30 protein-coding genes are annotated in these 20,884 nt (G+C 51.7%); all 30 read right to left on the bottom strand.

Going from position 1 to position 20,884, the window contains the following annotated elements; all coding sequences use genetic code 11:
* Window positions 1–93: 93 nt before the first annotated feature.
* Entirely contained in the window at window positions 94–213 is a 120-nt protein-coding gene (locus M6G53_RS25740) for a hypothetical protein (RefSeq protein WP_494546276.1), read from the bottom strand.
* Between the two features lie 410 nt (window positions 214–623).
* Window positions 624–1,652, bottom strand: coding sequence for a leucine-rich repeat domain-containing protein (locus M6G53_RS20470; RefSeq protein WP_253334141.1), 1,029 nt, complete (start codon window positions 1,650–1,652; stop codon window positions 624–626).
* Window positions 1,653–1,757: 105 nt separating this feature from the next.
* Window positions 1,758–2,585: a hypothetical protein gene (locus M6G53_RS20465; RefSeq protein ID WP_253334140.1), complete on the bottom strand. Its 828-nt coding sequence runs from the start codon at window positions 2,583–2,585 to the stop codon at window positions 1,758–1,760.
* Window positions 2,586–2,824: 239 nt separating this feature from the next.
* Entirely contained in the window at window positions 2,825–3,610 is a 786-nt protein-coding gene (locus M6G53_RS20460) for a hypothetical protein (protein WP_253334139.1), read from the bottom strand.
* Between the two features lie 80 nt (window positions 3,611–3,690).
* Entirely contained in the window at window positions 3,691–4,248 is a 558-nt protein-coding gene (locus M6G53_RS20455) for an Imm1 family immunity protein (protein ID WP_253334138.1), read from the bottom strand.
* A 112-nt stretch (window positions 4,249–4,360) separates the two neighbouring features.
* Window positions 4,361–4,825, bottom strand: a complete 465-nt coding sequence (locus M6G53_RS20450) for an Imm26 family immunity protein (RefSeq protein WP_253334137.1) — start codon at window positions 4,823–4,825, stop codon at window positions 4,361–4,363.
* Window positions 4,822–4,995: a hypothetical protein gene (locus tag M6G53_RS20445; RefSeq protein WP_253334136.1), complete on the bottom strand. Its 174-nt coding sequence runs from the start codon at window positions 4,993–4,995 to the stop codon at window positions 4,822–4,824. The genes M6G53_RS20450 and M6G53_RS20445 overlap by 4 nt, the downstream gene beginning before the upstream one ends.
* A gap of 223 nt (window positions 4,996–5,218) precedes the next feature.
* A complete protein-coding gene (locus M6G53_RS25615) occupies window positions 5,219–5,443 on the bottom strand; it encodes a DUF4265 domain-containing protein (protein WP_366519513.1) in 225 nt (74 codons plus the stop codon).
* 142 nt (window positions 5,444–5,585) lie between these two features.
* Window positions 5,586–6,044, bottom strand: a complete 459-nt coding sequence (locus tag M6G53_RS20440; RefSeq protein WP_253334135.1) for an Imm30 family immunity protein — start codon at window positions 6,042–6,044, stop codon at window positions 5,586–5,588.
* Between the two features lie 16 nt (window positions 6,045–6,060).
* Window positions 6,061–6,666: a hypothetical protein gene (locus tag M6G53_RS20435; RefSeq protein WP_253334134.1), complete on the bottom strand. Its 606-nt coding sequence runs from the start codon at window positions 6,664–6,666 to the stop codon at window positions 6,061–6,063.
* 311 nt (window positions 6,667–6,977) lie between these two features.
* Complete coding sequence (locus tag M6G53_RS20430) at window positions 6,978–8,066, bottom strand: exodeoxyribonuclease VII large subunit (protein WP_253334133.1); 1,089 nt, start codon at window positions 8,064–8,066, stop codon at window positions 6,978–6,980.
* 77 nt (window positions 8,067–8,143) lie between these two features.
* Window positions 8,144–8,509 carry an H-NS histone family protein gene (locus tag M6G53_RS20425; RefSeq protein WP_253334132.1) on the bottom strand — a complete coding sequence of 122 codons (366 nt, stop codon included), beginning with the start codon at window positions 8,507–8,509 and terminating at the stop codon, window positions 8,144–8,146.
* A gap of 25 nt (window positions 8,510–8,534) precedes the next feature.
* Window positions 8,535–8,966, bottom strand: coding sequence for a DUF4265 domain-containing protein (locus M6G53_RS20420; RefSeq protein ID WP_253334131.1), 432 nt, complete (start codon window positions 8,964–8,966; stop codon window positions 8,535–8,537).
* Between the two features lie 88 nt (window positions 8,967–9,054).
* Window positions 9,055–9,342: a hypothetical protein gene (locus M6G53_RS20415; protein ID WP_253334129.1), complete on the bottom strand. Its 288-nt coding sequence runs from the start codon at window positions 9,340–9,342 to the stop codon at window positions 9,055–9,057.
* A 125-nt stretch (window positions 9,343–9,467) separates the two neighbouring features.
* The gene (locus M6G53_RS20410; protein WP_253334128.1) at window positions 9,468–9,851 is read right to left on the bottom strand and encodes a DUF7668 domain-containing protein; all 384 of its coding nucleotides are present in this window, start codon (window positions 9,849–9,851) and stop codon (window positions 9,468–9,470) included.
* A gap of 9 nt (window positions 9,852–9,860) precedes the next feature.
* Complete coding sequence (locus M6G53_RS20405; RefSeq protein ID WP_253334127.1) at window positions 9,861–11,696, bottom strand: RHS repeat-associated core domain-containing protein; 1,836 nt, start codon at window positions 11,694–11,696, stop codon at window positions 9,861–9,863.
* 158 nt (window positions 11,697–11,854) lie between these two features.
* The gene (locus tag M6G53_RS20400; RefSeq protein WP_253334126.1) at window positions 11,855–12,508 is read right to left on the bottom strand and encodes a hypothetical protein; all 654 of its coding nucleotides are present in this window, start codon (window positions 12,506–12,508) and stop codon (window positions 11,855–11,857) included.
* A gap of 9 nt (window positions 12,509–12,517) precedes the next feature.
* Entirely contained in the window at window positions 12,518–12,838 is a 321-nt protein-coding gene (locus M6G53_RS25735) for a hypothetical protein (protein WP_494546275.1), read from the bottom strand.
* Window positions 12,839–13,025: 187 nt separating this feature from the next.
* Complete coding sequence (locus M6G53_RS20395) at window positions 13,026–13,553, bottom strand: hypothetical protein (protein ID WP_253334125.1); 528 nt, start codon at window positions 13,551–13,553, stop codon at window positions 13,026–13,028.
* Window positions 13,554–13,556: 3 nt separating this feature from the next.
* On the bottom strand, window positions 13,557–13,940 hold the full coding sequence (locus tag M6G53_RS20390; protein ID WP_253334124.1) for an Imm10 family immunity protein: 384 nt from the start codon (window positions 13,938–13,940) through the stop codon (window positions 13,557–13,559).
* Window positions 13,941–14,125: 185 nt separating this feature from the next.
* Window positions 14,126–14,605 carry a hypothetical protein gene (locus tag M6G53_RS20385; RefSeq protein WP_253334123.1) on the bottom strand — a complete coding sequence of 160 codons (480 nt, stop codon included), beginning with the start codon at window positions 14,603–14,605 and terminating at the stop codon, window positions 14,126–14,128.
* Between the two features lie 100 nt (window positions 14,606–14,705).
* Window positions 14,706–15,221: an SMI1/KNR4 family protein gene (locus M6G53_RS20380; RefSeq protein ID WP_253334121.1), complete on the bottom strand. Its 516-nt coding sequence runs from the start codon at window positions 15,219–15,221 to the stop codon at window positions 14,706–14,708.
* On the bottom strand, window positions 15,185–15,712 hold the full coding sequence (locus M6G53_RS20375) for a hypothetical protein (protein WP_253334119.1): 528 nt from the start codon (window positions 15,710–15,712) through the stop codon (window positions 15,185–15,187). Before M6G53_RS20375 ends, M6G53_RS20380 begins: the two co-directional genes overlap by 37 nt.
* 254 nt (window positions 15,713–15,966) lie before the next feature.
* Window positions 15,967–16,482 (bottom strand): hypothetical protein, encoded by a 516-nt coding sequence (locus tag M6G53_RS20370; RefSeq protein WP_253334117.1) that lies wholly within the window; start codon window positions 16,480–16,482, stop codon window positions 15,967–15,969.
* Window positions 16,483–16,516: 34 nt separating this feature from the next.
* Window positions 16,517–16,738 carry an SMI1/KNR4 family protein gene (locus M6G53_RS25605; protein ID WP_366519511.1) on the bottom strand — a complete coding sequence of 74 codons (222 nt, stop codon included), beginning with the start codon at window positions 16,736–16,738 and terminating at the stop codon, window positions 16,517–16,519.
* On the bottom strand, window positions 16,695–16,892 hold the full coding sequence (locus M6G53_RS20365) for a hypothetical protein (protein ID WP_253334115.1): 198 nt from the start codon (window positions 16,890–16,892) through the stop codon (window positions 16,695–16,697). The genes M6G53_RS25605 and M6G53_RS20365 overlap by 44 nt, the downstream gene beginning before the upstream one ends.
* Before the next feature lie 365 nt (window positions 16,893–17,257).
* Window positions 17,258–17,635, bottom strand: coding sequence for a hypothetical protein (locus M6G53_RS20360; protein WP_253334113.1), 378 nt, complete (start codon window positions 17,633–17,635; stop codon window positions 17,258–17,260).
* Window positions 17,636–17,894: 259 nt separating this feature from the next.
* Entirely contained in the window at window positions 17,895–18,287 is a 393-nt protein-coding gene (locus M6G53_RS20355; RefSeq protein WP_253334111.1) for an arginine:ornithine antiporter, read from the bottom strand.
* 241 nt (window positions 18,288–18,528) lie between these two features.
* Window positions 18,529–19,800, bottom strand: coding sequence for a type II toxin-antitoxin system HipA family toxin (locus M6G53_RS20350; protein WP_253334110.1), 1,272 nt, complete (start codon window positions 19,798–19,800; stop codon window positions 18,529–18,531).
* On the bottom strand, window positions 19,797–20,354 hold the full coding sequence (locus M6G53_RS20345; RefSeq protein ID WP_253334109.1) for a helix-turn-helix domain-containing protein: 558 nt from the start codon (window positions 20,352–20,354) through the stop codon (window positions 19,797–19,799). Before M6G53_RS20345 ends, M6G53_RS20350 begins: the two co-directional genes overlap by 4 nt.
* Window positions 20,355–20,884 lie beyond the last annotated feature (530 nt).

The raw sequence follows: 20,884 nt of genomic DNA, 5'->3' as shown, positions 1-20,884 counted from the left end.
CAACACGGCCAGTAAGCCGAGCCATAGCACATAGCGCCCCAGTAGCGCCGTTGGCCCACCGGCCGTAGATGGGCCTGCCGCACAGGTGGCTGCTCAACCCTGGTACTTGCGCGCAATATCGACCAAGTTTTTGACGCCGAGTAATCTCCAACCGTTGCTCCATGCCCACCGCTTGATCTCATCGACATTTATGGTGTGACCATCCTTTTTCAGCGCCTTGTTAGTGCAACTGGCGCCTGACCAATTCCGGCAACTGCATCAACCTCAAACCGGCGAGCCCACTAACCTACGAATGGTGTACTCCGCGGGGTAAGGTCACCCTGCTGGAATTTGGCGCCGCCCCAGAAGGCGAAGATATCCACGGGTTTGCGGCGTGGCTGGAGGTGCTTCGGGGAGATCATGCCGACCTGCTCGCACTGATCCTCAAGAAGAAGTCGGACCTGAAACTGGGCACCTTGCCGGACAAGGGGGTTTCGCCCCTGGCCTATGCCCGATGCATGAAGGCGCCGCGCGTAGCCGCGATGCTGCAGGAACTGGGAGCACCAGAAGAGGGAACGGAGCGCTGCCGCAAGGCTTTGGGACTTGACGTGCATCGCCTCTCATCGTGGGCCTTACCCCTATAGTTATGGCCAAAGGCTTGCCTCCTTGCCTAACCCACGTGCAGCCAGGCGAAGCTTGGCGTCATCGTTCCATTTCATGCTGGCCGAAAACAAGTGGACCGAGCGAGTAGCAAGGGGCCAATCCCGGTCACGCAATGCATTCAGGTCAAGCGCCACACGCAAGGCGCAAAATTCTCGCAGCCGGTCCTGCTCATCCAGTCCTGGTAATTCAGCCAGGTTCCGGCAATTGGACAACCACAGTCGTTCCAGCTTCGCACCGCACAAGTTCAGCGTTGAAAGCTGTAATTGGTCCTCGATACATAGGGCTGATAGTGAGGGTAAGCGTGACAGATCGCCCACCGAGGAGAGTCCTCGCACCCGCAAGACTTGCAGCATCTCGATACTTGCGCTTTTCAGCTCGTCGATGTTATCTCGGCCACCCAGGATCAGCTTCAGTTCTTTCAGGTTCGCGATGGCTGTGATGAAGCCAAGCGAGTGTTTTTTTGCATAGGAGCTGAGCGTCAGCTTGCGCAAGCGGGGTAGCCCTGCGATCGCATCGATGCCCTTTGAATGGCCGTGGATGAATAGTTCGGTCATCGATCCGCACTGTGCCAGAGGCGACAGATCGATATTCCGTTTATGGTTCTCAATCAGTACAAGCCGCTCAAGTCGGCTCATGTCTATCGTGCTCAGAAAGTCCGGCCGATTCAGCTTGGAAACCCCGAAATTCAGGTATTTCAGCTTTGGCAGCCGACCGATTTCTTCTTCATGGTCTATCTCGGAAAGACAATCGACCGCAAGGTCGCATACTTCGGGTAAATGGCGAAGTACAGCCGCATCGAACGGCGCTCTGTAATGCCCGTAGAACCGGACCTGAAGGCGATCCTTCGCGAGCCGGCAAGCCTCATTCAGCGATTGCAGGATCGCTGGGCTATAGGCGTCGGGCGAACTGAACTGGACGACCAATCGCCCGCGCTGCTCACAGGCTTCGACGACATCAACCGCCGAAAGCGTTGTTGGGTCATTAACCCGCCCCATATCTATCTGTAGCATGCAATCCCTCTGCTATTTGTACATGACTTCGCCATTACGCGGCCAGGCCAGCCGGTGAAACGGTCTTCGTGTGCCGCCCCTACAGGCAGACAGGTTAGCCACTCCCTACGGAGTCGCAGGAGGTGGGGTGAAGAGGCTGAGGTCAAGACCCGCATCGCGAAACCGCTGTATGGTCGTTTTCAACAGGCGGTCGCCTGCTTCGCCTTTCAAAGAGCCAACGGCCATTGACGATGCCCGGCACTTGTCGAGGCTTTCCGCGCAGCCGTTGTTGAGCGGCATCTGGCTGGCCCGCATGGCCAGGTTGATCGCAAGTGTCGGCGCCCAGATGGCCTTGGCCGGCTTGCCCTGGTAGAAGGCATTAAGTTCGGCCTCCATGGTTTCCCAGGTACGTCGTCCGAAGTCGTCACCGAACTCGCAGTCGGTAAAGTCAATGGCACCAGCCCGCTCGCCTTCGACCCCGCAGGCGAATACGGACAGTTCGCCCGGGCGTAAAGCAAGTGCTCTTGACACCGCGTCATTGCGGGGCTGGGCACGCACCAGGATGGCTCCGGGTACGTCGAACACCACCAGCGCCTGGCCTGGCCCGCTACCTTGAACAGATGCGGTGATGCCAGACACAAGCACACGCTTACTCCGGAATCGGAAATCAGCAGTCGCTTGCTTTTCTGCATAGGCACGCGCGACCTCGGATGCGGTGGCCATGGGGATCTTCAATACTGTGGCGGCGTAATTCTCCCAGCCTTCGGCGATGGCCTGAAGGTCGTCTTGGATCACTGCCTGCAGCATACCGGTTTCGGTCTCACTGGGAACGTAGCCCCCGGCAACACCCAGCCCAGGAACCAGCCCAGCAACAAGGAGGACGCAGAGCCGCAAACACACACCGACACGTCGCGCCGAACGCCGAATCCAATCGCCTTGAAAGCGCATAGACATTTTCCCTCCGTATTCATTCATGAGCAAAACGGGACGGAGGTATTTAAACCTCGCTAACTACCTCGGTCCCGTTCTCTAATCTCCCTCGCGCCTGGCATCTCTGCTTGCCTGCCGGAAATTTACTGATAGTTGTGGGCTTGCTCGTCGACGAACGCCTTCAACCAATTGGCTATATGGACGGTGTCGATGACCTCTCCCTTTTCCATGCGTTTGAGCAGCATGGTGCCCCCCCAGAACCATCAGTTAATGTATGCGCCAAGAACTTCCTGTTCAATTAGATGCAATCTTGCCTGCTCTTGCTCCTTTCCCACCACATCCCATTTGAGAAATGAATTTAAATATTGATGACAGCCAAACCGCTCGATAGCGTCGATCAATATCTTGCGTTTTTTCGCAGGGAGGGAACTTATTTTTCTATCAGAGAATAAATTCACGTCAAAAACATCCCTAATAAATCCATCCTCTTTGGATGCCCTCACAATTCTCGCCCAATTTTCAAGCTGCCGCCCACCAGCCCAAAGAAATGGATGCTCGTCATCTATCACATGAGTACCACTTGGAAATCCCGTTCCGAACCGCTGCGTCTCTCTATACCCATAAATATATTCAATGCCGTCCAACAGCGCATCACACTCAAAGGAAATTTCAAGCAACTTTTGGATAGAAGCAACCTCATCGCTTGCACTCAACAGCAACCCGAGATCAAGTGAGTATGAAATAGCAAAATCGCAATTCATAAACTCTTCTTCACAATCCTCAACGGGGAGGATTTTTTCAGAAAAAAGACCAATACTACTTACTTCCACATCATCTAGCAACTTACTGAAGTTTTTCTCTGAAAAACCAACAATCCCCCCCCGCTTATTGCCAAAACGATCAATACGCCTATCAAGATTCTCAAAGGCACACTTAGCTCCAGTATAAACGCCTGTCAATGTGGCATCCGAGTTCCTTGACAAATGCCCCGCAATAAAATTGTAAATAGCCAAAATAATTACCTCTTTGCCGGAAGGGTTCTTTGGCAAAACCCAACCTTTTCATACATCTGCCTCATCGCCCCACCGACCTTTTCATTCAGCTATCGCAAAGACAAATCCCCTCACTATCACTCAGCCTGCCACTTTAGTTCGGGGTCAATTTCACCATATTTCGAAAAATAAAGCAGGGCACGAACAGTGAGCTCCTTGTTAACACACAGAGGTGGCGGATATAGACCCAACTGCCCCCCACAGACGACGCCCAATTCATCCTGCCCATGATTCTCCGGATCCATTAAGGTATATATTTCCGCATCACCTCCAAGGGAAAAAAAGACAATGTAAACATCACCGCCCCCTCCCACAGTCAACGTTCTCTCATCATCTAAAACATAAAATGTTGAGCTTCGATTTTTCCCGTCAAGCCTCTCAATCGACTTAAGCAAGTCATCCCGACTCGGATTTGGAATTTCATCAAGCATGGCACTGGTGCCTTGCCGATATTCCTCAAGAATCTGCCGTATCATCATCACAAACTTCGCATCGACCTTCATTTCACCGAAAATTTCTTCAAATATTGACCGGAGAAACTTCGAGAATGTAGTGGCGGCCTCTCCGAAGGAAACCTCCTCAAAATCCACTTCTCCTTCGAGCAGCTCAAATTGAATAGCGTCGCTTACCCCCAATTAAATCCAAGACAGGAACGCATGAGGAACATTCTGGATTATATACATCGGCTGAGCCATATATGGCGATGGAGCTAACCACTATCGATGCGACCACGGCTTCACCCTATACCTATGAAAAAATCGCGAACAACTCCGGATGCGAATTTATCTCATTAACAAGGCCCTCATCGCTCAGTCTCTTCCATACAGGAAGATCATCATACGCGCCGAATTCAGCCTCTGAAATTATATCCCCTCTATAAATGACAAACCTAACATCCGGGCGAATTCTTGATACCTGCTTATGAGGTTTTGGCCACGCACCCTCATCGCTACCAAATGGCAAATTGCCAATTTTCGGCCATATACCTTTATCAATAGCCGTTCGTGACGCAGACACCTCCATAATAATAGGATATTCCGCAACCTCCTCCAAATCCAAAAGTCTCATTTCAGAGATAACCCCCATGATCGCCACACTTGGTTCATGATACATTCGAACATAGCCATATCGACGCGCCAATGGATCAAGGGGAACTGCGTAGATGTCGCCAATCTCCACTGCCGGCTTTCGCCTCATTGCTCTTTTGCTCATTTCTTCCCCAATTTATTGGCACAATCCAAATACGTCACCCTTTTTTTTCGATCTAAAATTGGATTATTCTGTTTTGTTGCATTACCCCCAAGCCTCTCATATTCAAGATGTTCCAATCCACGAACAGCAGCATAAGAGTCGGCCTTTCTGACAATTACCGCATCATTCATAGCAATTCCTCTATGGTGCCCCCCGGAAAAGCACCGATTTAGAATCTGTCCTAGACTTCCATAACCAGATACCTTCCCAGTATATATTTTCCCTGGATTTTTAGTACTTTACGCATGATACACGACATGTAGTTTGCCATCTGGTGCGCACGGATCCTTTGTTTCACACAGTGGGCACGACTTTTTACGCGCAAGTCCTAGCGGATCGATCCAACTAGCAGGCTTAGGCTCGTACTGGAAAACATTCAGACCACCAGCATACCCAATCGGATCCTTGCGGCCCCCCCCCCCACCTCCAGATCGTAGTACCGATATCTGGATCTCGGGCTGATTGCTCTACGTCCACCCCAACCTCTGCCGAAACAGCATCACCAAGACTTACATCTTTAGTATAAAACGGAATATTTGCGATCCTAAATAACCCGAAATCAATCCTCTCCGACCACATACTCTCCATGGATACCGGTGGATAGTCGTCCACGACATTTAATTTAAAAAAAATCTTTCCCACTCCATCACTCCTCTCCAGAGAGAAGCAGGCAACTACCACGTTGCCCGCCAACCCAAAATTCAATGCCTCAGCGATATATTCACTTTAATTTTGATAGAACAAATGAAGCCCTCTGCCTAATTTTCTCGGAGACATCCCCTTGCATCACCGCAAGCCGAGAAACAATTTCGGCTCTGCCAGGTGTCTTTCCGCCCTGTTTTAGATGATCAATCAGCACATTCCGAGAATGCTCACCGTTTATTAGCCTGCAGATGAATGTATCCAGCCAATCAGATGCATTCACCTTCATCACCGGAGCCGCTTGTATTAAAGCTGCAGCAACTGAATCTACATCACTTGCCTCTATTAAATGAAGAAGACCATACATAACCTCTTCATGCCCAGTCTGGTCAATAAATACAGAAAGGAGATCTTCAAGGTCTCCCTTCGACAAGACTTCAGAACCAAGAATTTCAAGCACCCCATCGAATACGTCAATCTCATCTGGAGATTCAAGTCGACGAACACGCAACAGGTCTTCCAGGTAAGCTTTTTTCATAACCCCGTCCTGTAATTCATTCCGGTTTCGGTCGATAACCTGGATTTTTATTTCGCTCTTTGCGAACACCGCTCCCAAGGAGCCAGTGCCAGTTCTTAGCGCTGAAAAATGCAGCGTCAGTCCAGTAGTAATTATCTAAAATTCGACCACCATTGCCTTCGGCATCAATCACTCCCTTATGAGCATACGCCTTAAGCAACTTATCGAGCTCTCGGTTAACCAATTTTGCAGTATCTGATGTATCAGCTCCGTAGTGCGACGCACCAATTGCATTTTCATCATCTCCTCCGTAATCGACATCTACAAAACCAACGCGGCAATCTCTCTTAATGTCAAATTGTCGAGCGCCAAAAATCCTACCTTCATCCTCGGATCTTCCGATAAGCAGACATAACGCGCTCAATCCACTATCCCGCCATGCATCAGAATCAATCCGCTCAACTTGCACAAACGGATGTTCATAGCTTTCCGATCGGTAAAGGGTAAGCCCGGTTTTCTCCAGCAATTCCGAATTGATCTTCACAAAATCATCGAATGTCATAAAGACAGTTCTATCCATTTTACTTCTTCCCTTTTCCTTGGCATGGGGAATATTATCTAACCTGAAGATTTTCCGAATCATGCTGCAACTTCATCGACTGCTCAACGTAGTCATCGTTTCTTCACCCAAAGAGTCGTAGAGCCAGATGCAATCTCATTTAATTCATCTGAATCATCGTAGTGATACACCCAATCAGATCCGGAAGCAGCCAAATTAGAATACCCAAATGCCGTCACTGGTCGCCCATGCAAGCAGTCGGTGTCGTCGAAGTATTGCGTCGTGATCGCATGGTGCCTCAATGCCCTTGAGCACTGACCACCGTCGCTGTCGAACATGACTTGACGAGACAGTCCTCTGTTACAGCAGCCAAGCCATGCCCGTTCCAAGCGACTCTAGCCTGAGCATCTGCCAACCAAGAACGCCACCACGGCCAGCAGCCCGATCCACAGCACATAGCGCCCAGGTAGCGCCGTTGGCCCGCCCGCCGTACGCTCCTGCGGCGCGGGTGGCATTGTGGCCGCAGCCGATGTGAGCTCGGCCAGCCGCTTCGTTACCGCATCGTGCTCGTGCAGCAGTTTGTTGTGCGCCTCCTGCAATGCCTGCTCACGTTGCGTGCGCATCCGCTCGCGGTCGATCAAGCGGCTCGCCTCGACGAGCGCCTGCCCCAATACCGATGGCGTGGCAAAGGCCTGATCCGCGTGCTTGTCGAGCAGCAGCACATTCGTCTCATGCCCCAGCGCCGAGTAGAACGCGCGCCCGCTCTTGAGCAGCGCATCGGCCACCTGCGTGGAATCACCGACAAGCGACAAGCCCTCGCCGCCGCCGCGGGCAACCACCAGCATCTTCACGGTCGGATCTTCGCAAAGCGTTTTCACATCGGCAACGAAACGGTCCGGCTGCATGAAGTTGGTCGTAACGCGCCGGCATTGGGCCAGCCACAGGAGTGCCCGGGCGGCCTGGTTCAGGTCACCCCAGGCTGTGTCGGTCGCCAGAAAAGCGAAGGCCTGCGGGCCATGCGTCGACAAAGCGGCCTCCAGAGGCAGGCGCGGGCCCTCCCGCACCAGCGGAACCGAGAGTTCCGCGTCCACATCGTCGCGCGGCATCCAGCGGCCGACCACGTCACCGATCAGGCTGACCTCATGCGTGGTCCGAAAGCCGTCCGCCTGCTTCACGCGCAAGGTGCCATGCAGCACCACCGGTTCGCCCTCGCGTATGGCCGCGTGAGGCTGCAGTTCAAAGCGGATGCTGGCCTCGGCCAACACGAGGCGCCCATAAATCCGCGTCACCTCGCTGCTGCCCGGTTTGCTCCAGTACCGCACCTCCGACGCCAGCCCCTTCACCGAAACGGGCCCTCTCGGCACCGTAATGGTCAGCAGGCTGGTTAATGCCTCCGGCGTAAGTGTGGGCTGGTCAACAGCCATCGTGCTGTCGGCCAGATCTCCGGCAAATTCAGCCGTGCCAAATGTCTGCTCCCTCGTCATGTAGTGGCTCCTTGCCGATCAGGCCATCCGCCCTCTTGTCGATTGCTGGCGCATGCCATGCCCCTTGCCCGCGCCCTTCATCCTATTACCAAATACAACTCGCGCTGCTTGCCTTTCAGCCATTTTGGCAGTCGGCCCGACCCGTCCCATGTCTGCCCCGTTACCGGATCGCGGTAGATGCCGTAGATATCTGGATCTCGGGCTGGTTGCGCTACGGCACGCCCCGATACGAGTGGCCGAGCCGCAGCCGTGTCGAACACTTCGCGCCGCGTCAACACGAACTGATCAATCAGACCCTGCACCTGCGCCAGCGCTTCACGCCGCTCCGTAGAGCGCACCGCCTCAATACGTTCGTCGAGCGCGGCAAGCTCGTGCCGAAGCCTTTGAACCTCACTTGTCGCCGCACATCTCGGACACAGTCCGTTATTCACGGTTTTCTCCATCGATCTCGCCAGATTAGCCCCGCACTCACTGGCGAATCATGCCATATTCGTAATCAAGCCAATTAGCCTGCACGTATCTATCAAGCAGGACAAGCACATCATCGAAATCCACATCCCCCGGCACATTGAAAGAATAGAACCGATCTCCCATTCCCTCCCATGCACAGCCCATCTCCACAAGAGCCCCTAGAACCTTCTGAATCTGATTTACTCCATCATCAAAAATCACGATTCTGAACGTACTATTTTCACTAGGAACCACAACCCCCTTAAATATCAACTCTCCATCCACTCCAATTTCTGCCGAAACAGCATCACCAAGACTTGCGTCTTTCGTATAAAACGGAATATTTCCAATCCTAAACAACCCAGAATCCATCCTCTCCGACCACACACTCTCCATGGATACCGGCGGATAATCATCCACAACATTAAATTTAAAAAAAATCTTCTCCATCCCATCACTCCACGTACGAGTCACTCTTAGAGCGCGAGTGCAATGCTGGTGCTCACGCACCTGCTTGCCGGACTGGACCCAGGGAAGATCAATTTTCAATATATCGGAAATCAATAACCATTTTTCCGTCTACCTCAGTAAAATCAGCGTGAAGTATCGGTTCGGCTCTCTTTCCCCCATGCCATAGTCGGCATTCACCCCCCCATACTCCAGGTTGATTCATTTCATAAAAATCAAAATCCCGCGAACCGTCACCACCATTTAATGCAATGCTCTCAGGAGGAAGCGCCCAAGCTGGCGCGCCATCGAAATATCCGGATAAGGCATCAAAAATCTCTTCACACACCTCATCCGATACCCCAAATTCGCGCACCAAAGCGCCCCTCTCCTCCTTATTATGGCATCAACGAGTCGATCGATTATTCGATACACCTCCACTTCCTTAGCTGATCTCATGAATCAATCCAGCTGAACGAAAAGCTCAGGAAGGGAAACGCTTGCTCAAGAGCCGAGATAGAGATACTCAATCCTGAAAACCTCATTTTCATGAAAAAGATCGAAATACGCAGTTATTTCACTTTCGCGCCCATCAATCCAAAGCAAACACTCGACCCTCCAACAGTAATTCTCGTCTTGCTCTCCGTATGCTGCCAACGGCACTCTCCCCCCACGCTCGTTAAAAGCAATTTGACGTGGCGGCGGTAGGATAACAGCATTTATTTCGTCTACATTTTCCTCCAAGAACGCTCTCATTTCCACTGCCACCGCATCACTCACACCATATTTATCTTTAAGAAAGACGTAGTCTCCATTGCTCATGTGAGACAAAAAATCCTCAATAAGCTCGTACGCTACGTTCAACACCTCTACACGTTGTTCGCGCATCAAATCCTCCTATCGACGTCTGGATTTCGGAATTTTGGTAGAAGACCCAGCGCTTCCGCCGAGTCCAGCCAAGTAACCTCTCGCCTTAAGCGTGGCGCATTTTGCTTCTTTCGGCCCTAAGCCTGCTGCTCGGAGTGCTTTAAACGCCACTACGGTTTCAGAGCCAAGCATCCCTCCTGCTTGAGATGTGTTTTGAACTCTCGAAGCATTGTAGTGAGGAGTTCCAGTAGTCGTTCTATCAGGGTTGCGGCCCTGAATAATGACCGTCATTGCATCTTCGCGCTTATAATGTGGCAGAGACTCGACAGCTTTGTCCTGATATATGTGATGCGAATCGTTCAGAGTACCTCGCGTCTTTGACGCCATCTGCGAATGAGGGCCGACCTCAAGCCCTGCATCGGCTAAGACCTTTTCGCAATCGCATGGACAACTTGCAAGCCCGAGAGGGTCAATCCATCCCGTTGGGTTCGGCACATACTGGAAGACATTGAGGCCACCAGCATAACCAATCGGATCCTTGCTAACGAACCTCCCCACCTCCGGATCGTAATACCGATACCGGTTGTAGTGCAGCCCCGATTCATGGTCATGGTACTGCCCCTGGCAGCGGATGGGATTGGCGATCGGTGCCTTCCCCGAGGCCTTGCGAATCGCCTCCTGCGCAACACCCCACGCCCGGTACTCCGCACTCCAGGCAATCTCGCTGTGCTCGTCGGTCAGCTCCTGCGGCGTGCCAAGGTGATCGCACTGGTACCACGCCAGGCTGTTGATCGGCGGCGCAGGCGGCGGAGGGCCCCACAGCGGGTCTTCGCTCTGCCGGTAGTAGTCGCCGTACTCGGGCTGGTCGAGCAACTCGATGGCGTCGTTGTGCACCGCCTGCGCCACCGGCACAAAACTGCCCGGCTCGTAGACGTAGTGCGTGGTGCGCGCACCAAAGCCGTCCTCGTCAGCGATCTTGCTTTCCCAGGCCAGCGTGTCGCCATCCCAGCCGTACAGCGTGAAACCACACTGCAGCTCGCGGTTGCGCTTGACCCGCTCGGCGCGGTTCCAGTGCGGCCCGGCCTCTCTTCTTTCCTCGTAGTGCGCCTGGCTGTGCTTGGACAGGCGCCGGCCGAGTGCATCGTAGGAGTAGTCGACCTTCAGGCGATCATCTTCGTAGTGCGTGAGGCGGTCGAACAGGTCCCAGGTGAAGCGGCCTTCCTTGCCGTTGTGCCAGCGTTGCGTGAGGTTGCCGCGCGCGTCGTACTGGTAGTGGGTGCCGGCGTATTGCTTGAGCAGGTTGTCCAGCGCCTTGATGCGCGGCATACGCTGGCGCTCGGCTTCGCGCTGCTCGGCCGGGTCCATCAGGTTGCTGGCCGGGTCGAAGTCGAAGGTCTCGTGGCCCAGCCGGCTTTGCGCTTCGAGCAGGCGGCCCACGGGATCGTAGCGGTAGGCGAGCTGACCGCGCCGCGTGTCGTTGATGTCGGTGAGCTGGCCGCTGGCGTCGTAGCGGTAGCGGCGCACCAGCAGGCGGTTGCCGCCTGCGGTTTGCCCGGTCGGCCCTTTGGCTTCATGGGCGATCACTTGCTCGCTCAGCCGCCCCATGGCGTCCCACTGCTGTGTTTGCAGCAGCCGGTTGCCCTGGGTTCTGGCGACTTCGCGGTGCAGGTCATCACGCTCGTAGCTGACCAGCTCGCGCTCGTCGAGCTGCAGCGCCAGCAAGTGGCCGCTGCCGTAGGTGAGCCAGCTGACGCGGTGGCCGTCCGGGCGCACGGTGGCGATGCGCTGGTTCAGCGCGTCATACTCGTGCTGCCACACCCCCACCAGCGGCTGGCCCAGGCGGGTGTAGTGCTGGTGCTCGCGCACCAGGTTGCCAACGTTGCAAGCTAGGGCCGAATTGCCGTTGATAGGTTATCGAAAGAACGATCATATTAAAAAATGCTGTATCAGTTCACGCCCATTAGAGATAGGACTGTCATCAAATTCACCTCCCATCCCGCGACTTCACCAACCGATCAATTTAATCATCGCTTCTTCACCCAAATAACGCCAGAGCCAGATGTAATCTCACTTAACCCACCCAACTCATCATAGTGGTACTCCCAGCCAGATCCAGAGGTAGCCAAATTAGAATACCCAAGTGCCGTCACTGGTCTCTCACGCAAATATTTATAGATAAATACGAACCACGCCCCACCCTCCCCAACACCCAAATATAATTTCCCCCCCTCACCCAGGTCATTTAATCTACGCATACCAATTACCCGGGAACTCCTCTTCCCTGGCCTGTGCATGCTTTTACATGAGATACTCCGAATGGTGATAATCCCTTCCTCGCTCACGCTAAAGAAGTCGGCATCAAGTGCCTGAATGTTTGGCTCACTCGGCATGACAGTAACGAGGTGCTGCCCCGCCAAAAAACCGGCGCAGTATTTTCCTCGCCACCGGGCCTCATCAACAGTCTCATAAGATTTCTTAATAATTTTCGGCGAAGGAAATCCACTACGCTCTGCCTCATAAGGCACTGGAGAAAAATAATCTCCAGACGAAAATCTCCATTCATCAATGGCATCAGTCGTTCGCAAATACTCATCATACCAGTCCGAATTCGGCTGCCCCTCAAAATCATGCCGAAGTTCAGCAAGCTGATGTTTAATTAAACTATCCTCTAAAATCATTGAGTTATCCTATTCGCAACAGCAACCAAATGTCGCCTTCCAAGAACCTGACTCCATGCGTCGACCAATGTCCTTCAATGCATTTTCCACATTACCGCCACGCTTTTGAACGCCCTTCAGCACTTGGTAAATCAGCGCCTGGCTGTGCTTGGACAGGCGCCGGCCGAGCGCATCGTAGCTGTAGTCGACCTTCAGGCGATCATCTTCGTAGTGGGTGAGGCGGTCGAACAGATCCCAGGTAAAGCGGCCTTCCTTGCCGTTGTGCCAGCGCTGGGTGAGGTTGCCGCGCGCGTCGTACTGGTAGTGGGTGCCGGCGTATTGCTTGAGCAGGTTCGAGCCGCGTCAACACGAATTGCTCAATCAGGCCCTGCGCCAGCGCTTCACGCCGCTCCATAGAGCGTCAAACGCAGCAAGCTCGTGCCGAAGCCTTTGAACCTCGCTTGTCGCCGCACATCTCGGACACAGTCCGTCACTCACAGTTTCCCCCCTCGACCTCAACAAAAGGCGAGTTACAGAGTTACTGATGCCGCTCTACAAGTCGCCAATCGACAACTTTTTCGGCAAAAATCCCATCTGCCTCTTGAAAGACAGTTTCCCCCAAAAAATCAGGATCATTCTTGATAGCCTCTTCATCAGCATCGGTCAAAACAACTGCTCGCCCACCTTTCTTGTTCAGGATATATCTCTGACTGGCTATATAGTCATAGAAATCCAAAATTGAATTTCTAGCCACCCCCAAGCTACTCGCACTTCCCTCCTCAAAATACATGCAAAAATTTGAGAGCGCGTATAGAAACATATTGACGACTATTTCTTCATAACCTGCATCTTGCTCATCTACGATCCGTGCATCAAAAAGCCTCTCCATAGATCTTGTCGAAACTTTCGAGACAGAATCATCTCGAAGAGCCTCCCAAGCGAGATCAAGAAATTTCTCCACTTTTTTTTGATCCGGAAAAGCAACCCCCTTCTTTTTCAGAAAGACAATCATCCTGTCAAATGCCCAGACCAGCAAAAAACATTCCCTTTTCTCTTTTTCCATCATTTATTAAAGATCCAAGCCTACCCCACATCCCGAGAATATCCTCTGGATACCATTTTTTATGCTTGTTAATTTTTCCACAGAGAAGCTATGCCTTACCCTCACCGACTCCAGCTCATCGCGCCACTCAGCACCTCTAGAGATGACAAACTCAATCACCCCAACCTCTACCCTTACCTTATCGATTCCCCCATAACCACAAACGCCATCCTCAGCCACCTCAACGTAGTAAACATCTTGCCCAAGCGCCATATCTTGGCTATCTGGATTAGTTGCCCTCTGAAAGATCAAATAATCACGAGGTGCGCTTGATTGATCTACGAAACTCAAAACCTCGACTTCACCGTCAGATGTAAAGCTTGCATCAGTGGCCAAAAATTCAAAATCCATATTTTTACTCCACAACTTAATTATGCCAACAGCACCTACCCCGAACGAGTGTAACGCTGAAGGTCCCGGCCAGGCCGCTTGGCCGGGACTATTGCATTTTCAGGTGACACTGCCTAATTAAGCCATAGGCGGGTCTTCGTCCTGCCAATTGTAGCTCCTCGCACCTATACCGATTTACATAAAATCTAACCAAGCTGAAGAAAGAACTTACCTAACTCTGTGCTCTTCATCTCAAGCCCAGCATTATCGATGAACAGATATCCCATGCCATCCGAAAGCACGCCCTTATAATTCGGCAGAGCCAAATCAATATCACCGCCGTATATCGAAACTCTTCTATGCATGCTTGGTATCGTAATTGGGCGCTGCAACCAGGCATCCACCCCGTCAATTTTCGAGGCAAGATTCTCAGAATCATCGGTGTCACTACTCAGAGAAATTGCCACCCTACCAACTTCGTTGATCTCGCTTGCACCTTCATTTCGAAGGGATTCACTCGCCACGTACCCAACAACAACGGCCTCTGAGCGGCCATTCCTTTCGCAAAGCTGACGATAGTGACCAACCTGATCTCTTACGTATGGAATAAATACGGAGATCCAGAAATTATTGCCTCTAAGGTTTTCACTGAACCACCATCCGGGTAGACTCATCATATGAATCAAAGGTTCGCCGTTGCTGGCTGTGGGCCAGCGGACCTCAGTCGGAAGATAAACCCCTCCTCCAACATATGCATCCCTCTTGGGGGGTCTCAAGGGGGAAAAACTAGTTCCTTATACATTTCTCCTGCCCAATAGTCTCGGCAAGCCACGCCCAAAACCCATAATCAAGCTCAATAACTTTCTCATCACCTTGAACCCAATACCAGATTCGCGAAAGGTCACCCATCTCCCTATTGAAGCTAAAGCAACCACGCGAACCATCAGTTGCAAAAATGATAAATTTATCAAAAGTTTCCTGATCACCGCCAAACCAAATAGATCTCGTCGAGCTATTGATAAAGGCTATAGAGTTGGCTGTCTTTTTAACATTATTCTTCGACCTAACCGGCAATATCTGAATATCACCAAAGCGCATCCCATTGGAAAAACCAGCTAAAAAATCTCGCAACCCTTGGTGCAAAGAGGTGCCAAGCAACGCCTCCTCTTCTGAAATTTCCGGGTGACTTGCGCATTTCACGCATCGAAAAGTAGCAGGATTTTCGCTAATGACCTTCTTCACATGAAACATTGCTTGTTGTTCGGTCAGGGATATAGAAACAGGAGTGGACTGCCAAGACATGCTTTTACCTCCACGATCGGTACGCACTGTGCGCTCATCTGTTCTAAATACCTACTTCTCAACAAAGCAAAACACGATGCATTAACCATGGCCTGTTTGTATATTTTGGAATCTCTTGTTTTCGATAGATTCAGCTCCTCCACCAAACCAAAGGCCATTTGAAATGCAGACTCCAACTCTCTATTGACATCCATCTCGAGTTTATACTTATTCCAGCACGCCTTATATCCGGGGGGAGCATGTGGAGAGTCACTATGGAGTGACAGCGTCGTTCTTAGTCTTATGTCTCCGGCTATAAAAAAATACTCTGGCCTTGGAACATGGCCAATAGCCTCAACGAAGCCAAGAAAGTAAGCGTGTTCGTAACGGCCCTCGAGGAAGTACTTCCTCCCCACCTCCTCTGCCTTAGTTGCTTGTTCAACACTGTCCCTCAACTTAATCTTTCTCTTGTAATTTTCTACCATATTCCTAAAGTCGCTCCAATCAATCACAACGCCCCCATTCAAATCTGTCTCAAAAGAATGCGCATGAAAGGACGCCGAGAGAAACCAAAGTGAGCAAGCAAAATACATCGTTCTTTTGAACATAACTTACCTATTTCAGATTCATCCTTGGTAATCAGTGCCCCGTCCCCGTCGGTATGAGGCTCCGGCAGCAGCGCCGTTAAGCGGAGGAGGTTCAGCAACCAGATTTTTACCGCTCCTCGTAGAGTTGCCCATGGCGATGCTTCTTCGTTAATTGATGATTACTTCTCTCTTCGCATCATTTCCAAACCGAATTTGCGAAGCTCATCCCGCTCCAGCCCTTCTTTAGGCAGCATTAAAGACAAGACATCCACACCAAATTGGGCAATGGTCCGTGAATTTTTTTCACCAGAGATCCACATTCTGTGGAAAGCCCTCAGAGCATCTCGCAGAGGATACTTTCGAGCGATCAAGTCGCCTATCGCGAGACGTAACGTAGAATCAGCGCATTGGCTAGCGTTGAGAATAAATAGCTCCAGCAAGCTACGCCGCTGTTCACCAGACAGCTTGTAAAAATCGTTGAATAACCCGAATACAAAGCCATCAGTTCCGGATTTCTCGCAAAGGACAGAGGAGGAAAAAATCTCTGTGTATAGAGTGAATATTTCATCTGGAACATTTGGAGTCTCAAGTGTGCAGTATTCCAACTCCATAGCCAATGCAAAGCTCACTTTTCGTCGAGTATCTTTCGTTGTAGCCAAGATGCTACTTCGAAGTTCATCTATAGCTCTTTTCATGGCACCTCCATCATCATCCTTCCTATGCTACCGGCTACCTTCTGGCATGAAAAAAAGAAGAAAAATCTTCAAATGAATCAGATATTTTCCTCCAATAGTCATCATCCCACCATATCACTGCAGGACACTCTGGGCTATCTCTAAAATCAAAGCAAAAAGGACTGCCATCACCGGCCTCTCCGAAGCAAACAATTTCTTTGAAATCAGTTATATCAGAAATTGCGATCGGATGGTTTGAATTCCAATTTCTCACCATTGATATAGCGTTCACACTGATATCGTGCCCTATCCAAGCCTTCTCTTAGCAAGCGAACTTCTTCATTGTTGATTTTACGCATAACACAATCAACTCCATTAATGGCTCGCATTAGGCCACTCACTTCTTGCATCGTTCTTGATTCTTTTTTCACAGCAGCCCCCACTTACCCGTTTCATTTCTTGAGAAGATGGACATCGAAAAAAATCCAAAAAATTCTTTTACCGGGTGAAATATTTACACCGCGTTTTCACCTTGAGAGGCAAGCTATGGCCAGAGGCTCCCCCTCTTTACTTAATCCATGTGCAGCTAGCTGAAGCGTGGCGTCGTCGTTCCACTTCATGCTGGCCGAAAACAATCGAACAGAGCGAGTGGCAGGTGGCAGCTGCCGTAGGTGAGCCAACTGACGGGTATGCACTATATGCATTACTCGCATCATATGGATACATTGTCAGGATACTTCTTTCCCCATCGAAAGATAATTTAACCCGACTCGCTCAAGTGCTTAAGGCTCGTCCCTTAGTCCTGGATCTTCTCAGAGTCATCTATCTGTGCAGCAAGATATTTATCAACCTCATCGGATAGCCTGGTCTTTTCTCGTATTTCGGAAAGTGCGTTTTTAGTAACCAAAAATGGGACATCATTAGGCAAGATTTTCACTTTAGGGTCGCCAATGGCATCAGCCAGAATAACCGCGTATCCTTTGTTTTTCCCCTTAAGCGGGAAACCTACGACCGTTTTCTCGGTTTGCAATGCCTTAGGCAGAAGAATGTAGGGTGCACTGTTCTCAACCTCTCGATAGTTATACTCGACAGCTTGCACGATAGAGCATTCGTGTTTATTGATAGCTCCGCTCTTCATTCCGATGAAGTCACACCCTCCAAGAATGAAAGCCATGAATACCCATATATTTCTACACCCAAGCATATGGACTCACTATTTTTGAAGACAATCATTTCGCCAGGAATTCCAGCCCTCTTTGTAGCACAGCCTTAGCTCGATCTGGACGAAAATAGGATTGGTGGTCGGCACCTTCCCCGTCCCCTTCCTGATGAATTCTGAATGAATGGAAGAGAAACCATCACAATTAGTCATAATTATTTTTAGTTATCTCATCGCCATTATTCGAGGGATTAAATCATTGTCTTTTCCTCGATTAAGCTCGGGTGCGATATAAAGTGATGAACTTCAGCAGTTCAGAGACCAACAGCAGACCAAGATTGAGCCATGGGCTCGAGGCTCCGCCCAGATGCAGCAACCACGGGAGGAACGATAGCGACGGCACCGCCAAAAGCAGGCGCAACGGCAGCTGGGCATAGGCCAGCGGCTTGGCATAACGGCTGTTGCATAAAAACAGATAGGCCGAACCGGCTATGGATACGGTAAGCAGCAAGGAAAGGCCGAAAACGATGGCGGCGTAACCGCCTGGCTCGTGGAGCTGTCTGAAAGCCTGAATATCGTGATACAGCGGAATGTTGCCTGCAGCAATCTGGAGCCAGAGGAATCGGATCACGTAAAACAGATCCAGCACTCCCCAGAACAAATACACCGGACGCCTCATGGCCCCGCCCGCCACTTCGGCTCGGAATAACCCCCAGTGGGCCTCATGATATGTCCTGTTCCGCAGGAACAGTCTGATGGCGGGTAAGCATTGGTGTATATGCTGTCTAAGTGCTGGTGAGATCCGTTCACGGTACTATTCCTTTAATCTTTATGTTCTGCCTGAACGTCTGGGCTGCCTGCCCATGACCCGATTTTCCGCCGATAGTGAGGTATTAACGTTACGCCGCTCACTCCTCCGCAAGCCGGAATGCATTCGCCATACGTTCCTGCTCACGAGCAGGGAGCCTCAACGCATCGGCAATCGTTCTCCATTGGCCGACGACGCCGCGAAAGCTCTCGATAATCTCATTGGCTTCCTCAGGCTTCAATCGGAAATAATGCGCGACTTCACGTGCCAACTCAAGATCCAAAGCGTTGTCTGCCTCAGTGATATTGAGCTTCAAACCATTGGCAAAAGGCACGGGGTTCATATCATAGGCTTCAGACAGCCGCCACCCGCGCCCCGGCACCAGGATGAACCCATGGTTGCGCAAGTGATCGTCTGTGTTCGAGACAAGGATATTGAAAACGATCCGTGACCAAAGTTCACGCAGGTCGACGTTGGTTTGCGCCCCCTGCTGAATGAGGACTTCGGCCAGTTCCAGATAGCTGACACCCGTGGAGGCATCATCACCATCAACGTGCCCGGTCATGGTCATAGCCGAGGCAAAGTGAAGGCGGCGGCCTTCAGGCGTCCGGTCAAAGCGGCGAACCAGAAAACAGTGATGGTCGCTGGCAAATTTTCGCGCGTCGGCGGCTGCGACATTGAGCTCGCAACCAACAGCCAGGGCATTGACCACCATCTCCCAGCCACCTATGTCGTAGTCATCGCGAGCACTCGGGAACTTGGCAATGTACAGATGCCCATTCTCGTCCGCCACACTAGCCTTGGGACGAGCGCCCCCCAGTGAGCCCCCAGGCGCAATAAGCATCCTCAGCCATTCCTGAGCTTGCGGCGCCCGGTTGTCGGGGTCCTCCTCCAGATCGCGGGCAGCACGTTCCAGTGCCGCAATTTCTGTGAACGGAGGGGCTGCAATTCCTTGTCTGTCATCGAGAAATTCGCCAGCGTCGTTGAGCTTGTAGCGCAAGGCCCCTACCCGGTAGAGATCGTGTACTCCCAACAGGTAATCCGATTCATAGAGCCGAGCCCCCTGGGGCTGCAGACCACTACGAATGTCGCGCTCAAGGCGGCGGTCCATCAACAGGCGCCCCCACCGGTCAGGGCTGGAATCGGCAAACATGCCGAACCTGTCCTGGTGCTGTGCCGGAAACTGTGCACCTTCAAACAAGAAAATTCGTGGATCGAGCGATACGTTACCTATGTTGGGATCAGCCAATGCCGCAGGGTCGTAGGAAAATTCAAAGGTCTCATTCGCTCGGGTCTGGCGAGAATTCAGCCACCCCAGTCTCGTGGGTTCCGGCAAGCCGTCCCAATCCGCATACACGCCGATCATGGTCATGACTTATCGCCTTCTTTTTTTCGTGGCTTCGATAGATTCAAGAGCGAAGCAAGGGCTATCGATGAGGTACCGGAAAGCTTGGCTGGCCGATTCGCCTGGCCAAGAGAAAGCTTGTCGTCACGCGCTTTGGCGGGGGAGCTACCGCCTGGCTCGTTGGTCTGTGGCAATGTATCCCTCTTCTTCCTGGCAGCCCCTGCACTGACAACGGCCCCCCGAACCTCAGTTGAAGGACGGCGACCAGGCTGAACTTTCGGCGTAGCACTCCGTTTCATCATCCGCGAATCCTGCAGCTGTCTGCCGATTGCGTCTTCGGCCCCCAACATGGCCAAGTCTTTCTCAAGCCCCAGGACTTGCATGACGGACAGATAGGCGCCGATTGTCACGCCAGCCCCGCCGGCTTCCAGAGATCTCAGCGTCATGGGAGACATTCCTGCGCGCTCGGCAACCTGCTTAGCAGTCAGCTGACGACGCATACGCGCAAGCTTCAGCCGCTCCCCGAATTCGATGAGCAACTGATTGGTCGTGGGCAAGAGTGGAGCCGTTCGTTTTGCCATGGCGATAGTATTTTTACTCTATGGTCCTAGTATCGCCACAATATTAGCATCACCATGGGAAGACGCAAGCTTGCCTGAGGACAAAGTGGGGGGCGCTCCTTCGCGTTTACAGCTAATAAATTAGCTATACCAATCCGATGAAGCCAGAATATTAGCATTCATGGTTTATTGAAGGTGTTCCCTTCCCCGGTTCTGGTATGGCGGTTATGCTGTCCATCCTGCGGCTATGACACGGGTGAGACAGCGCGCTCCTTGCTACAGCTGATGTCGACGGCTACAAGGCAAGCAGCTATCGGGGGCTATCAACGACGTCCCCCCGATAACTACGCCTCAAATACCAGCCCGGCCGTACCGGTTCGCCACTCATTCTTGTCGGGAATCACAGCCTGACGGGTAAGGCATAAGTGTTAGTACCGATGTAAAAATGACCCACATGCCAATGTAATTCGGACCCACCTGGGGTAAAACTGGCAGTTTTAAGCGAGCTGCCGATGCTAACATTGGAGTTAAGAGTGGAGATTGCTGTTCTT

This window comes from Serratia nevei, from assembly GCF_024160145.1.
GTDB classification, from domain to species: Bacteria; Pseudomonadota; Gammaproteobacteria; order Enterobacterales; family Enterobacteriaceae; genus Serratia; species Serratia nevei_A.
This window is presented reverse-complemented; position numbering and strand designations above follow the sequence as displayed.